Below are 13,822 nucleotides of genomic sequence, written 5' to 3'. Positions count from 1 at the left end.
CGGTCCTGATTTCACGCCCTTGCTCTGCAATCCGTCCTCACTAGAGTGAAAATCCCTCCACCCCGGGACAATGCCGCATCACCGAATCCAAGGATGCTCATGCCCGACACTGCATATCTGCTTGCCGTATTCGCGGCACTGATTGCGGTCGCCCTCACCTGCTGGGCCGCCTGGCACCGCGGTGCCGGACCCGGCGAGACGCCATCCGCCCCGGCCGGGACGGACACCGAACTGGCCTCGGCCCGCTCCGAGATCGCCCGGCTCACCGAGCAGCTCAGGGCGACACGGATCCCGGCGGAGCCCGTCCGGGAGCCGGCGGCGCACGACGGCGGCCGGCACGTAGAGATCTTCGTCAACCTGTCCCGGCGGCTGCAGTCGCTGGTGCACCGGGAGATCCAGCTGCTCGATGGGCTGGAGAACGAGGTCGAGGACCCCGACCTGCTCAAGGGCCTCTTCCAGGTCGACCACCTGGCCACCCGGATCCGGCGGCACGCGGAGAACCTCGCGGTGCTGGGCGGTTCGGTGTCACGCCGCCAGTGGAGCCGCCCGGTCGCGCTGACCGAGGTTCTGCGTTCCGCGATCGCCGAGGTCGAGCACTACTCCCGCGTCAAGCTGGTGCCGCCGATCGAGGGCACGCTGCCCGGGCACGCCGTCGCCAGCGTCATCCACCTGATCGCCGAGCTGATCGAGAACGCGACGATGTTCGCGCCGCCGCAGACCCAGGTCCTGCTCCGCGTCCAGCAGGTCACCTCCGGGGTGGCGATCGAGGTCGAGGACCGCGGGCTCGGCATGCAGCGCGCCGATCTGGACCGGGTCAACCAGCTCCTGCTCGACTCCGCGAGCACCGACCTCGACGAGTTGCTGCGCGACGGCCGGATCGGGCTCTACGTGGTGTCCGTGATCGCCCGGCAGCACGGGATTGTCGTACAGCTGCAGCCCAACATCTTCGGCGGCATCCAGGCCGTGATCATCCTGCCGCGGCTGCTGATCGGCGCGGCCGCCGAACCAGAACGGGAACCGGAGCGGGAACCAGAGACCACCCCGCGACCCCGGGAACGACTTCCGCTCCAGAAGCGCGTTCCGCTGCAACACCGGATCACGGTCACGGAGCCCTCGTTGCCCGTGGCCGAGGACACCATCGAGGTCGTCCCGAACGCGAAACCGTCGCCGCGGCCCCCGCTCCCGCGTCGCCGCAGCCAGACCCACATGGCCCCGCAACTGCAGCTCGGCCCGCCGCGCACGGCCCCGGATCCCGCTCCCGAGCACGATCCGGGCCTGATGGCGTCGTTCATGAACGGCGTCTCGCAGGGCGAGTCGGGCATGCCCGGCCCCGGAAGTCATGGCTGAACCGCCCCGTCCCCAGGAAGGCCCGGCTCACATGTCAAGCACCGACATCGCACGTACGTCCCAGGATCTCGTCTGGCTCCTGTCCGGCCTGATCGACCGCGTCCCCGGTACGAGGAGCGCGCTGCTGCTGTCCTCCGACGGGCTGCGCAAGGCCGCCCACGGACTCGACGACGACGGCGCGGACCATCTCGCCGCCGTCGCGTCCGGGATGTTCTCGCTGGCCCGCAGCGCCGGCACCAGGTTCGGAGGCACCGACGGCGTCCGGCAGGTGGTGGCCGAACTCGACGACGCCCTGCTGTTCGTCTCGGCTGCCGGATCCGGGGCGGTGCTCGCGGTCATCGCGGGCAAGACCGCCGACCCGGGGGTTCTCGGCTACGAGATGGCCCAGATGGTCAAGAGCGTCCGGCCGTACCTGTCGACGCCCGCGCGGCACGAGACCGAGCTCCCGGGCGTGCACGGCCGGTGACTTCGCTCGGCACCGAACATGATCACTGGTTCGACGACGCCGCGGGACGGCTCATCCGGCCGTACACGGTGAGCAACGGCCGGACCGAGCCGACCCTCAGGATGGAGCTGCTGTCGATGGTGATCGCCACCGGCCGCCGCCCGCCCGGCCAGCTCGGACCGGAGCACGCCCAGGCACTCGGGCTCTGCGGCACGGTCACCACGGTCGCCGAGGTCGCGGCGAGACTGCGGCTGCCCGCGGTGGTGGCCAAGATCCTGCTGTCGGATCTCGTGGACTGGGGCGTGGTGGACACCCGAGCACCCGACCCGATCGCCGATTCCTCGAACCCCGCGGTACTGGAGACCATCCTCAATGCCCTTCAACGACGACTCTGACGGGTTCCCGTCCGCGCTCAAGCTCCTGATAGCGGGCGGGTTCGGCGTCGGAAAGACGACCTTCGTCGGTACGGTCAGCGAGATCGAGCCGCTGCACACCGAGGAGCTGCTCACCACGGCGAGTGTCGGCACCGACCGGCTGACCGGGGTGGAGCGCAAGTCGACGACCACGGTCGCGATGGACTTCGGCCGGATCACGATCAGCGGCCGTCACGTGCTCTACCTGTTCGGAACGCCCGGGCAGGAGCGCTTCTGGTTCATGTGGGACGAACTGTCCAACGGGGCCATGGGCGCCGTGGTGCTCGCCGACACCCGCCGGCTGGAGGACTGCTTCCCGGCGGTCGACTTCTTCGAGTCCCGGGGCATCGGGTTCCTGGTCGCGGTCAACGAGTTCGACACCACATGCCGGTACCAGACGGACGACCTGCGTGATGCCCTCGACCTCAAGCCGGACATCCCGATAGTGCTCTGCGACGCACGGGACCGGCGATCGGCCACCGGCGTGCTCATCAATCTGATGCGACACCTCCTCACCTCACGAGCGCAACGATGACCGAAATGGAGCCCCCGGCATGCTCTACGACGTTTCCGGACACCATCGGCTGACCCCGGTCGACACGGAGGTACCCGACCGCTTACGCCGCCTGCGTGAGCTCGGCCTGGGCAGCGGCCCGGATCAGCGGCTCGACGAGTTCGCGCGCCGGACCGGCGAGATCACGAAGGCGCCCCTCGCGATGGTCAACTTCATCCACGAGGACCGGCAGTACCTCGGCGGCCTCTACACCGGCGCGACGGTTCCGGCCGCGCTGCGCCTCGGCCTGGCAGGGCGTACGTTCACGCGCGAGCACGGGTACTGCCCGCACGTCGTCGTCCGGCGCAAGGCGCTGGTGCTCGACGATGTCTGCGACTACCCCCGATTCGCCGGCAACCCGGTGGTCGACGAGATCGGCATCCGCTCGTACCTCGGCGCGCCACTCATCGACCGGACCGGCGTCGCACTAGGCACAGTCTGCGTCGTCGACGTCGAACCGCGACCGTGGGGCCGACCGGGCCTGGACACCATCAAGACGCTGGCCGCGGAACTGATCGCGCAGATCCACGCCCGGGAGGGGAGCTGGTCTGTCACTGAGGGTAGCTGAGTGACCCCGTTGAGGAACCGTGGCTATCAATGTAGGGTTCGGTCGGAATCTGACGAACTAACACTGATGGACTTAATCCGTCTCGTGCGATGGGTCGGAAGTCCACACAGGGAGCTTGTCATGGACACCGACCGGCCGAAGACCTCACCGACGGCGCGGATGCTGGCTTTCCTGCGTGAGTACGCTCAGAACTTCCTCAACTCCCGGCTGATGGACGAACGCCGTTCGCTGCCCCCGGCGGCGGTCTCGGACTTCGCCGAGGCCGGCCTGCTGGGACTGCAGGTGCCCCGGGAGTACGGCGGGCAGGCGCTGTCGCACGCCGACATGAACACGGTGTTCACCCAGCTCGGCGCGATCGACGCCAACCTCGGCGTCTTCTGCGGGGTGCACAACACCCTGGGCCTCGCGCCGATCATGCATTCCGCCTCCGAGCAGGTCAAACGTGACGTGCTGCCCCGCCTCGTCACGGGGCGGGCGCTGACCACCAGTGCGATCAGCGAGCCGGGGATCGGCTCCCACCTCCGTGCCATGAGCACCAGCGCCACCATGCACCCGGACGGCTCCTACACGATCAACGGCGCCAAGAAGTGGATCTCCCTGGGTGGGGACGCCCGATACGTCAACGTCTTCGCCCGGCTCCGGGACGAGAGTGGCCGGCGTCTGGGCATCACCGCCTTCCTGGTGGACAACCGCACCCCCGGCTTCGGGATCGGACCGGAGATGCTGACCCTGGGCCTGCGCGCGGTGCCGCAGTACGACCTGACGTTCCGTGACATGCGGGTGCCCGGATCCGCTCTGCTGGGAGCGGAAGGGGGCGGACTCGTCACGGCCAAGGCGGCGTTCATGGGCGGGCGTGTGGTGCTCGCCGCGATGGCGACCGGGGCGGCGATGCGTTCGCTCGAGCTGGCCCAGCGGTTCACCAGGGGACGCGAGGTGGCCACCGGCCCACTCGCCGAGAACGGCCGGATCCGGGAGGTGCTGGCCGAGGCGGGCGCCGGCATCCTCGCCGTGCAGACGCTGATCTCACGGATCGCGGCATGGCGCGACGCGGGCGAGGACGTACCCGAGGCCTGGTATTTCTGCGCCAAGATCCTCGGCTGCGAACTCGGCTGGAGTGCCATCGACACGGCCCTTCAGGTGCTGGCCGCCCGGGGCTTCCTCGACACCAGCACCGTCGGCCAGCACTTCCGCGACTACCGGCTGTTCCGGATCTTCGAGGGCTCCACCGAGGCGATCTCGGTCTACCTGGGCAGTACGTTCATCCGGAACCCCGGCGAGTTCACGCGACTGATAGACCGGGCCGGGCCGGCCGCACCGGTGCTCAAGCTCGTCGACCAGGTCGAGCAGGTCGGCGCCAACCCGCCCGACGACGCCGCCGCCCAGCACGTCCACGCCGCCGTCGTCGGCGAACTCGCGTGCTGGGCCCTGCTCACGATGGTCACGAGCGAGGTCGAGCACCGGTCGGCGATGCATGGCTACACCGCCATGTGGGCCGAGGACCAGCTGCGGCAGCGGCTTCGTAACGCGCTGCGGGCCCCGCGCCGCCACCTGCCCGGCATGGCCGAGTTCGCCGACCACGTCGCCGGCTACGCCGACCTCATCGGTGACGTCGACCAGCGACGCTGGCCCGGCGAGGAGTGGCGCACCGATCCGCTGCTGCGATGAGCAACCCCACGCCGGTGCGGACGGTTGGGTCACCAGGCGCGAAGACGTGTTCGTCCGGCCCTGACCGGCACCGGATCTCCTGGGCCAGTTCGCGCCGCAGATCACCACGCGAGCCGTGACGCCCGGCTGTGTGGTGACCTGCGCCCACAGGCGCGCCGCAGATCACCACGCGAGCCGTGACGCCCGGCTGTGTGGTGACCTGCACCCACATACGCGCCGCAGATCACCACGCGGCCGGGGCGATGACCGCAGCTCAGGACAGCATGTCGGGGTGGGACGTCGCGTACTCGGCCAGGACCCGGGCGTGGTTGTCGGTGGCGTCGCGCACGCTGTGGAGCAGGGTGACCGTCCCGTGGTCGGTCAGCCGCTGCCGGAGCGCGGCGACCGCCTCCGGGTTGGCGTCGAGCTCGGCCCGATAGCGCCGGCTGAACTCGGCGAACTCGTCGGGGTGTGCGTGGAACCACTGGCGCAGCCCGGTGCTCGGAGCGGCGTCCTTGGCCCACTCGTCGAGCGCGGCCCGCTCCTTGGAGACGCCACGCGGCCAGAGCCGGTCCACCAGGATCCGGTACCCGTCGGCCGGGTCGGCGTCGTCGTGGACCCGCTTCACCTGGAACGCCATGACCGCATGTTAACGGGCGCTTCCCCGGCCACGAGTGGTCATGGCCGGGGAAGCGGACGCGTCAGGGAACGCGGATCTCGGTGACGGGGGAGAGCTCGCCGTCACCGGCCCGGTAGGCGACGACCTGGTAGGTGCCGGAGAGAGCCGCAGGTGCCGTCCACTGCTCGGTGGTCGCGCCGGTGACCAGGCCCATCCGGTCGATCAGGTGCGATTCGCCGGTGACGGTCTTCTCGACCATGAGGAACGCCTGGACGCTGACCGTGCCGGCCGGCGCCACCGCGGAGTACGAGCTGGTCATCCAGCCGGTGGCGCCGTCGACGGTGGCGACATTGGCGCTGCCGAGGCGGCTGACCTTGCCGGTGGCGTCGGTGAAGGCCAGACCGGCCCGGACCTGACGGCCGGCGCCGAGCGCCTGGAAGCTCGCGACCGACGTGTACGTGGTGCCGGCCGTGGCCGCCACCGCGCTGCTCGACGTGCTGATCTGCCCGTCCTTCAGGGCGGTGAGCTGCAACGATCCGGGGCCCGTGGTCACCTTGGCGACCTTGCTGGACGATCCGGTGACGGTCCACGCGGTGTCCGCGCCGATCAGGTTGCCGGGGATCACGGCGCTGCCGACCGGCAGATCCGCGACCTGCAGGCCGTTGCGGTACACCCGGTACCCGGCGACCGGGTTGGTGGTGACGTAGGACTCCTGCCAGGTCAGGTTCGACCCGGCGGCGGTGAGGCCAGTCGGCGCCTCGGGGGCCAGGGCGACGGTACGCAGCGGTCCGCCGATCACGCCGGTGGAGGTGTTGCCGCCGGCCGACACGTACATCGGCTTCGTGGTCGTCTTGCGGGCGCCGAGGTGCACACCGAACCAGGTCGTGGGTTGCGCCTGGTCGTCGATGACGGTGTTGTCCCGGATGACGTCGTTGCTGCCGACCGACAGGCCGATGCCGCTGGTGTCGAAGAACCCGGCGCCGGTGTTGTACGACGCCGATCCGCCCGTGCCGGCGTTGACGACGCGGTTGCCGGTGATGGTGTCCGGGCTGCTCTTGGCGGCCGTGCTGCCGTACACCAGGATGCCCGACTGCCTCGGACGTTCGATCACGTTGTCGCGGATGACGTTGGCGCCGCCGGGCCGGACGACATGATCGGTCGTGCTGGTGCTGAAGGTGTCCCAGCCGCCGACCGTGCCCGCGGTGCCGTCCGCGTCGAGGTAGTCGTCGTACGCGACGGCGATGCCGACGGTGTACGAGTCACGGATCGTGTTGCCGGCGACGAGGATGCCGCGCGGCTCGGTGACGTCGCGGTTGGCCCCGGAGTGCGCGTAGTCGGAGTTCGACTTGAGCACGATGTGCGAACCCTGCAGGTGGTTGCCGGTGGCCGATCCACCGTAGACGGCCTCGAAGTACATGTTGCCGTACTCGGGGACGCCGCGGGCCGCCGCGACGGCAGGGCTGGTGATCACCACATTGTTTCGGACCGTGGTGTCCTTGGCGTTGGTGAAGTCGAAGGCGTTGCCGTTGATCGTGGCGTCGTACTGGTTGTCCTCGATCACGGTGTCGGTGTTGCGCCCGCCGCCGCCGATGTTGTCCTCGCCGTCGGACTCGGCGCCGCCGCGGTTGTCGAACCGATTGTCGACGACCCGTACGCCGGTGGTCTCGTTGACCCACATCTTGAAGTACTCGAAGTTGGTGAAACGCACCTGCTGGACGGTCCAGCGGTCGCCCGCCGAGATGCCGCCGCCGGTGTTGCCGTGCGCGCCGAGCGCGTCCTTGAAGTCGCACGCCTGGCCGGGCCGGCCGGGCATGGTGGCGTCGTCGAAGGCCCCGGCGCCGGTACGGCAGTTGCCGTTGACGGTCAGGTCGGCGACCAGGTTGGTACTGCCGGCCTGTTTGGCGCCGTCCGGCAGGATCAGGTAGCTGTACGAGAAGTTGCGCCAGTTGAGGGTCGGGTCCATCAGGATCGTGGTGGCCCCGATGCCCGCGCCGCGCAGGTTGACGTTCGGCGGCAGCTTCAGTCCGCGCGTGACCCGGTAGGTACCGCTCGTCAGCAGCACCGTGGCGGTCCTGGCGGGTGTGACCACGGTGACGCCGTCAGCCGCCATCACGGCCGGGACGGTCCGGCCCGCGGCCGTGGCGATCGCCTGGGTGAGCGCGGCGTGGTCGTCGAGGGTGCCACCGCGCGGGGCGGGCGCGAGCACGCAGTTCGCGTCGGCCGCACAGTCGGCGGCCGTGAGCGCGGTGAATCCGCGGGTCGACGCCAGCGAGTATGCCGGAGCTTCGGCCGCGCCGGCGGCGGAGGCGGGGAGGGCTGTGCCGGCGAGGACAGCAGAAAGGCATGCGGTCGTCGTAGCGATACGGCGAGGGGACAGGCGCATTCACGATCCGTACTGTGAGGGGGATGAGTTGCGAAAAATTACTGTAAATCGCACATCCCCGGCCTGCCTCAGCCGTTCAGTGGCTGCTCCGGCGCGGACAGACGGATACCCACACCACGGACGGTGTGCAGGTAGCGGGGCTGCGCGGCCCGCTCGCCGAGCTTGCGCCGCAGCCAGGTCACGTGCACGTCGACGGTCTCCATCGATCGGCTCTCGGTGGGCCACACGTCGGTCAGCAGCTGCCGCCGGGTGACCACCTTTCCGGCCCTCTCCATCAGGTACGCGAGCAGGTCGAACTCGAGCCGCGACAGCTGCAGGGGAGTCCCGTCGAGCGAGGCCGTGCGCGCCATCGGGTCGAGCGTGAGCCCGCCGACGGTCAGCCCGGCCGGCGCACCGCCGCGGCCCCGGCGCAGCATGGCCGCGATCCGCGCCTCGATCTGCTCGGCGGAGTACGGCTTGACCACGTAGTCGTCGGCCCCGGCCCGCAGCAGCCGGATCATCTCGCTCTCCGCCTCCCGGGCGGTCGCCACCACGATCGGCACGTGCGAGGTGGCCCGGATCCGGCTCAGCACGGCCGCGCCGTCGAGATCGGGAAGTCCCAGGTCGAGCACCACGATGTCCGGCGGGCGCGCGGCCACCTCACGCAGCCCGTCGAGGGCCGTGGCACACAGACGGACCTCGTGGCCGGTAGCGGTGAGTAATCGGCCGATTGCGTCACGGACGTCGACGTCGTCCTCGATCACCAGGACATTGGGCATTGCGTCAGCGTATCGGTGATGCATGATGTGCCGATGCGCCGGAGCTGGAGATATCTCGCTGGATGGCTCGCTGTGACGGTCACGGCGGTCACCGTCTCCTGGTTCGGGGTGCGGCTCGGTGTGGCTCCCGCGCTCACCGACGAGCCGCCCGTGGCGATCGACGTCAACCGGCGCTACACCGAGATCCGCTTCGGGCTCGACGAGACCCTCCCGCCCACCACGGCGCCACCGAGCCCTTCGGCGAGCCCGTCCAAGGCCAGACCTTCGAAAAGACCCGCCCCCAGTCGTACGGCCGGTCGACCGTCCGCCACGCCCACGACCGCCGCACCGGCCAGCGTGGCGCCGAGCCCGTCACCCACCCAGGACAACCGGCCGCGGTATCGGGTGACCGCCGACGGCGGGGCGATCATCGTGGCCTACTCGTCGACCCGGGTGGACATCGTCGACGCCGAGCCGCGGTCCGGATATGTGGCCTCCGCGGCTCGGCGCAGTGACACGGCGATCGTGGCGCGACTGACCGGGCCGGGTCACACGTCGGTCATCACCGCCTACTGGAGCGGCGGCCCGGCGGCGCAGGTCATCGAGGACTACGGATTCTGACACCACCCAGCGCATCGACCGGCGTCGGCATGTCGTTACCGGGCCGATAGCAATCCTTCCGGTGCCCTTAAGGCAAGCGCGGCGAGACTCCCACGGCACACAGAGATCGACAACAGCCTTGGAAGGATCGTCAGTGAGGCGTTCCCGCAGCAGAAGGGCGCTGCGCGTCACCGCGTTGAGCAGCGCCACACTGGTCATGCTCGGCCTGGGCGCGGCGTACACCGCCGGCTACTCGGGTGTCGGCGAGATCCCGGAGCCCGACTTCTCCGACGGCGGGGCGGTCAGCTCCGCGGCCGCCGCCGACCAGTACGTGACCGGCACGTCCACGGGGTTCGTCAAGGACCCGGACGCCAAGTACACCCGCCAGTCGGTGACCACCACGGCACGCGGCCTCAACTACGTCAGTTACTCGCGTACGTACAAGAATCTTCCGGTTTTCGTCGGCGGCGACGTGGTCGTGGTGACCGACGGCAAGGGCACCGTGAAGAGTGGCACCACCAGCGGTGACGTCGAGGTGGCGACCACCCCGAAGGTCACCGCCGCCAAGGCGGAGAAGGTCTCGCTGCTGATCCACCCGGGCGACGTCGCCGGAGAACCGAAACTGGGCGTCATCGCGAGCGACGGCAGGGACCGCCTGGTGTGGGAGGTCGTCATCGAGAGCGAGCCGGGCGCCGAGGCGAGCCGGGCGCACGCCTACGTCGACGCGCGGACCGGGAAATACGCGGGATCGTGGGACGAGATCACCGGTGGCACCGGGCAGGGCCACTACGGCGGTCAGGTCACCATCGGCACCACGGCCGGGTCCGGCGGGTTCGAGATGCGCGACCCGTCGCGCGGCGGCATGCGGACGCTCAACGACCGTACCGGCCAGATCCTCACCGACGCCGACGACAAGTGGGGCAACGGCACCGGCAGCGACCTGACGACCGGCGGCGTCGACACCCAGTACGCCGGCGGCGTCATGTGGGACATGCTCAAGGCGAAGTTCAACCGCAACGGCATCGACGGCAAGGGCGGCACCGCCTCCATGTTCGTCGGCCTGACCGACGTCAACGCTTTCTACAGCTGCGCCGGTACGGGCGACGCGAACCGTGACCAGACGAAGTACGGCCGGACCAGCGACGGCGCACGGCAGGTCAACTCGGTCGACGTCGTCGCCCACGAGCTCGGTCACGGCGTCTTCTGCCACACCCCCGGCGGCAGCCGCGGCACCACCAACGAGACCGGTGGCCTGAACGAGGCGACCGGCGATATCTTCGGCACCCTGGCCGAGCACTTCGCCGCGAACCCGAACGACCCGGCCGACTTCCTGGTCGGCGAGGAGGTCAACCTCTCCGGCCGCGGCCCGATCCGCAACATGCACACCCCGTCGGCCGTCGGCGACCCGAACTGCTTCTCCTCGGCGATCCCGACCACCGAGGTGCACTCGGCCGCCGGGCCGCTCAACCACTGGTTCTACCTGGCCAGCGAGGGTTCCGCCCCGGCCGGCAAGCCGGCCAGCGCCACCTGCAACGGCACCAAGGTCACCGGCATCGGCCTGTGGCCGGCCGGCGAGATCTTCTACCACGCGCTGCTGCGCAAGACCTCCGGCTGGACGTACACCAAGGCCCGCAAGGCGACCCTGGAGGCGGCCCGCGAGCTGCACCCGGGCAGCTGCACCGAGTTCAACGTGATCAAGGCCGCCTGGGACGCCGTGAGCGTGCCCTCCTCCGGCGACCCGACCTGCACGGTGACCGCGCCGCAGCCGACGCCCACGATCACCACCCCGGCGCCGCCGACCTCGCCGACGCCGTCCGCCCCGGCCGGTTCACCGAGCCCGACCGCGCCCAGCACCACGACCGCTCCGACCACTCCGGTGGCGAGCGTCGACATCGACGCCGCCGCCCTGCGCTCCGACCTCGGCGAGTTCGCCCGGATCGCGCAGGCCAACAACGGCAACCGGGCGCACGGCACCACCGGTTACAAGGCTTCGCTCGACCACCTCAAGCAGCGCCTGGACGCGGCCGGTTACACCACTCGCGTCCAGCAGTTCACCCACGCCGGCAGGACGGGTTACAACCTGATCGCCGATCTGCCCGGGCGTGGCGACCCGAACCGGGTCGTCATGCTCGGGGCGCACCTGGACAGTGTCAACCAGGGCCCCGGAATGAACGACAACGCGACCGGCTCGGCCGGGATCCTCGAGGTCGCCCTCGCCTACGCCGCGTCCGGCGCGCAGGGTGACAAGGGCATCCGGTTCGGCTGGTGGGGCGCCGAGGAGGCCGGTCTGATCGGCTCCAAGGCCTACGTCGCCTCGCTCAGCAGCGCCGAGCGCGCGAAGGTCACCGCATACCTCAACTTCGACATGATCGGATCACCCAATCCGGGTTATTTCCTCTATGGCGACGACACCCGGGGTACGGCCATAGCCGCGGCGCTGAAGGCCGGATTCGCGGCCGAGGGCATCCAGCCGGAGAGCACCGACCTCAACGGCCGCTCCGACCACGCCTCGTTCATGGCGGCCGGCATCCCGACCGGCGGCACCGCCACCCTGAGCCTGGCCCCGTCGATGAGCCAGGCGCAGGCCGCCAAGTGGGACGGCGAGGCCGGCAAGCCGTTCGACCCCTGCTACCACAAGGCCTGTGACGGCGCGGCCAACGTCGACCACGACGCCCTCGACACGCACGCCGACGTGGCCGCGCACGCCGCGTGGGCCCTGACCGGGGTGAAGGCCCCCGCCGGGCCGGCGTCCACCCGGGTCGAGAACGGCGCCGACTTCGCGATCAAGGACCGCTCCGCGATCGAGTCGCCGATCACCGTCCAGCGCTCCGGCCAGGCGCCGGCCGCGCTCAAGGTCGAGGCCACCATCCGGCACGGCTTCCGCGGTGACCTCGAGATCCACCTGATCGCCCCGGACGGCACCGCGTACCAGCTCAAGAAGTCCAGCCGGTTCGACAGCGCCGACGACGTCAAGCTCAGCCAGACCGTCGACGTGTCCGCCGAGCAGGCCTCCGGCACCTGGAAGCTGCGGGTCCGTGACCTCTACACCGGGGACACCGGAACGCTCGACACCTGGGCGCTGACCTTCTGAGGGGGCACCTGCCGGGCGGGCTCCCTTGGTGGAGCCCGCCCGGCACGGCTATGGTCGGCGGTCCCATGAGACGCAGCTACGTTCTGGTCGCCCTCGCCGTCACCACGCTGGTGGCGCTGGCGTTCGTGATCCCGCTGGCCCTGCTGGTGCACAGCGCCGTGCAGGACCGTGCGATGCGCGAGGCAGAACGCCAGGCGCTCGGCCTCTCCGCCGTCGTGGTGGTCGCCGACGACCGCGAACTGGTCCTCAACTCGATCATGAGCACCCGGGCCGGCCAGCACGGCGAGCTCGCCGCCCACCTGCCCGCGCTCGGCACCGTCGGCGTGAGCCGGGCGCCCGGGGACGCGGTCGAGCGGGTACGGCAGCGGCAGACCGCCGGCACGATCGGCATCGACGGCGGCCGGGTCTACCTGCGGCCGGTCGCGCTGCCGCAGGACCTGATCGCCGTCATCGAGGTGTTCGTGCCGGCCACCTCGCTGACCGCCGGCGTCGGCACGGCGGTGCTGGTCCTGGTGGCCGAGGCGATCGTGCTGGTCGGGCTCTGCATGTTCCTCGCCGACCGGCTGGCCGCCCGGATCGTACGCTCGATCCGTGATCTTGCCCGGACCGCGACGAGTCTCGGTGGCGGGCAGCTGCACGCCCGCGTCCGGCCCAGCGGCCCCCGCGAGATCGAGGAGGTCGGCACCGCCCTCAACCTGCTGGCCGACCGGTTCCTGGAGCTGCTCGCCAAGGAACGGGCCCTGGCCGCGAACCTGTCCCACCGGCTGCGCGTGCCGCTGACCGCGCTGCGGCTCAACACCGACGCCCTGCCGCCCGGCGACGACCGGGACCGTCAGCTGCGCGTGGTCGACCGCCTGGAACACGAGATCAGCGCGGTGATCAGCGAGGCGAGCCGTCCGCTGGCCGCCCGGCCCCGCCTGCACTGCGACCTCGGCGCGGTCGTCGCCGACCGTACCGGGTTCTGGGGCGCCCTCGCCGAGGACCAGGGCAGGCCGTGGCAGGCCGACCCGCCACCGGACGGGATCATCGTCCCGGCCGCCTGGTCTCGGGTCACCGAGGCCCTCGACGTGCTGCTCGGCAACGTCTTCCTCCACACGGGCGAGGACGCCGCCTGCCGGGTCACCGTCACCCGCGACGCGGGGTCCGCGACCGTGATCGTCGACGACGCCGGGCCCGGTTTCGCCGACCCCGAGGCGGCGCTGGCCCGCGGGGTGAGCAACGCCGACTCCACCGGCCTCGGCCTGGACATCGCCCAGCGGCTCGCCGCCGACACCGGTGGCGCGTTCACGGTGAGCCGTAACGAATGGGGCGGCGCACGGGTCGGCCTCACCCTCGGTGTCGTCTCCGACGACACTCCGCCAATGACGTCACCGGGCCGCCGCTGGTGGCGACGTCTCGGCGGCTCCCACGCGCGCTCTTGAC

At 70.6% G+C, this 13,822-nt stretch carries 12 protein-coding genes; 9 read left to right on the top strand and 3 right to left on the bottom strand.

The features are described 5' to 3' along the window. Window positions 1–99: 99 nt before the first annotated feature. The 6 genes from CLV67_RS33530 to CLV67_RS33505 all read left to right on the top strand — a co-directional run bounded on the left by CLV67_RS33530 (window position 100) and on the right by CLV67_RS33505 (window position 4,991). The gene (locus tag CLV67_RS33530) at window positions 100–1,347 is read left to right on the top strand and encodes a sensor histidine kinase (protein ID WP_239166292.1); all 1,248 of its coding nucleotides are present in this window, start codon (window positions 100–102) and stop codon (window positions 1,345–1,347) included. A 31-nt stretch (window positions 1,348–1,378) separates the two neighbouring features. Beyond that, window positions 1,379–1,813: a roadblock/LC7 domain-containing protein gene (locus CLV67_RS33525; RefSeq protein ID WP_106325642.1), complete on the top strand. Its 435-nt coding sequence runs from the start codon at window positions 1,379–1,381 to the stop codon at window positions 1,811–1,813. After that, the gene (locus CLV67_RS33520; protein ID WP_106325640.1) at window positions 1,810–2,187 is read left to right on the top strand and encodes a DUF742 domain-containing protein; all 378 of its coding nucleotides are present in this window, start codon (window positions 1,810–1,812) and stop codon (window positions 2,185–2,187) included. Before CLV67_RS33525 ends, CLV67_RS33520 begins: the two co-directional genes overlap by 4 nt. Continuing rightward, window positions 2,165–2,740 carry a GTP-binding protein gene (locus CLV67_RS33515; RefSeq protein ID WP_106325638.1) on the top strand — a complete coding sequence of 192 codons (576 nt, stop codon included), beginning with the start codon at window positions 2,165–2,167 and terminating at the stop codon, window positions 2,738–2,740. Before CLV67_RS33520 ends, CLV67_RS33515 begins: the two co-directional genes overlap by 23 nt. A 19-nt stretch (window positions 2,741–2,759) precedes the next feature. Further along, complete coding sequence (locus tag CLV67_RS33510; RefSeq protein WP_106325636.1) at window positions 2,760–3,326, top strand: GAF domain-containing protein; 567 nt, start codon at window positions 2,760–2,762, stop codon at window positions 3,324–3,326. 120 nt (window positions 3,327–3,446) lie between these two features. After that, window positions 3,447–4,991 carry an acyl-CoA dehydrogenase family protein gene (locus tag CLV67_RS33505; RefSeq protein ID WP_106325634.1) on the top strand — a complete coding sequence of 515 codons (1,545 nt, stop codon included), beginning with the start codon at window positions 3,447–3,449 and terminating at the stop codon, window positions 4,989–4,991. A 253-nt stretch (window positions 4,992–5,244) separates the two neighbouring features. Here the strand turns inward: CLV67_RS33505 and CLV67_RS33500 are convergent, their stop codons facing one another. From CLV67_RS33500 to CLV67_RS33490, 3 genes are all read right to left on the bottom strand, one after another. Further along, window positions 5,245–5,610 carry a DUF488 domain-containing protein gene (locus tag CLV67_RS33500; RefSeq protein WP_106325632.1) on the bottom strand — a complete coding sequence of 122 codons (366 nt, stop codon included), beginning with the start codon at window positions 5,608–5,610 and terminating at the stop codon, window positions 5,245–5,247. Between the two features lie 61 nt (window positions 5,611–5,671). Next, window positions 5,672–7,972, bottom strand: a complete 2,301-nt coding sequence (locus CLV67_RS33495; RefSeq protein ID WP_106325630.1) for a right-handed parallel beta-helix repeat-containing protein — start codon at window positions 7,970–7,972, stop codon at window positions 5,672–5,674. A 68-nt stretch (window positions 7,973–8,040) separates the two neighbouring features. Then, the gene (locus CLV67_RS33490; protein WP_106325628.1) at window positions 8,041–8,730 is read right to left on the bottom strand and encodes a response regulator transcription factor; all 690 of its coding nucleotides are present in this window, start codon (window positions 8,728–8,730) and stop codon (window positions 8,041–8,043) included. A 33-nt stretch (window positions 8,731–8,763) separates the two neighbouring features. Here CLV67_RS33490 and CLV67_RS33485 point away from each other — a divergent pair, with 33 nt between their 5' ends. The 3 genes from CLV67_RS33485 (at window position 8,764) to CLV67_RS33475 (ending at window position 13,821) form a co-directional block, all read left to right on the top strand. Further along, on the top strand, window positions 8,764–9,330 hold the full coding sequence (locus CLV67_RS33485; protein ID WP_146169385.1) for a hypothetical protein: 567 nt from the start codon (window positions 8,764–8,766) through the stop codon (window positions 9,328–9,330). Window positions 9,331–9,526: 196 nt separating this feature from the next. Next, window positions 9,527–12,400 (top strand): M28 family peptidase, encoded by a 2,874-nt coding sequence (locus CLV67_RS33480; protein WP_106325709.1) that lies wholly within the window; start codon window positions 9,527–9,529, stop codon window positions 12,398–12,400. Between the two features lie 65 nt (window positions 12,401–12,465). Beyond that, a complete protein-coding gene (locus CLV67_RS33475; RefSeq protein ID WP_146169384.1) occupies window positions 12,466–13,821 on the top strand; it encodes a HAMP domain-containing sensor histidine kinase in 1,356 nt (451 codons plus the stop codon). The last annotated feature ends 1 nt before the right edge of the window (window position 13,822 follow it).

It is taken from the genome of Actinoplanes italicus (assembly GCF_003001815.1).
GTDB lineage: Bacteria > Actinomycetota > Actinomycetes > Mycobacteriales > Micromonosporaceae > Actinoplanes > Actinoplanes italicus.
The sequence above is the reverse complement of the archived record's forward strand: the minus strand, read 5'-3'. Positions and strand labels throughout refer to the sequence as shown.